This is a genomic window from Traorella sp. mt218, assembly GCF_055420025.1.
This window is the reverse complement of sequence record NZ_JBVAYM010000057.1, coordinates 1-968: the sequence shown is the minus strand read 5'-3', so window position 1 is coordinate 968 and position 968 is coordinate 1. Positions and strand designations below refer to the sequence as shown.

At 42.9% G+C, this 968-nt stretch carries 1 protein-coding gene; it reads right to left on the bottom strand.

Translation table 11 applies throughout. The features are described from left to right. The coding region (locus ACZYT3_RS12680; protein WP_464088905.1) for a helix-turn-helix domain-containing protein at positions 1-899 on the bottom strand (899 nt) is incomplete at its 3' end. Between the last annotated feature and the right edge of the window lie 69 nt (positions 900-968).

Here is a 968-nt window from a genome sequence, read left to right as displayed (position 1 = left end):
ATATTTACCGGATCCTTTTGCTGTGTGATCCAGGATACGATCCGATCTTTCTGTGGTGAATTTAAAAATGGCAGATAGTCTTCGATATTCACATCATCCAGATCCCCTTCTATCAGGTAGTCAACGATCCGATCCTTTCCTTCATGATTGATAAACGGCATGAAGTCTTCGATTCTTTCAGCTGCTTCTTCCCGATCTGCACTTTCCAGATAACCTTCAAGCAGTCGGTTGATCTGTGCTTTATTCAAAAAAGGCAGGATCTCACTGATGTCCAGCTTGCTCATATCCCCTTCCATGATCAGATCAACGATCCTGTCCCTGTTCTCGGCATTGCACATGGGCACGATCTCCATCAGCTGGTCATAGGTATCTTCATCCACCTCTTCGATCGAATCGATCATATCGTTGATCGTATCCGAGTCGAGATATTCATAGGCAGATTTGGAAAATGAACCTAATTTGATCTTTCTCTTATTCAGTACCTTATGGATCTTCTTCGGCTTCATAAAGGGTGCCAGGCTCTCAAAAGCATTTGTGAAGGCATCGTTCAATTCTTTATTGATATAGTTTGTCAGGTTCTCTGTAAAGTTGTCAGAATCAAACGTATATCTGCTTTTATCTGCTGCTTCATCCGTATCGTCCTGTGTGGCTTCTTCTACGATCTCCTTGGCCTGTTCGACCTCTTCCTCTTTCATTTCAAAGCTGCCCCGCAACAGCTGGTCGATGGAAATATGATAGAGATCAGCGATCTGAGGCAATAAGGTAATATCCGGCAGTGATTCATCTCTTTCCCATTTGCTGACAGCCTGATAGCTGACGCCAAGGATATCAGCAACTTCGCTTTGGGTCATGTTGTTGGCCTTTCTTAGATCGGCAATGGTTTTTCCTATCTTGTTCATCGTTTATCTCCTCCTTGTGATATAGATATAGGTCGTCACATCTTTGATCAGTTCTTTCTTCATTTTTTC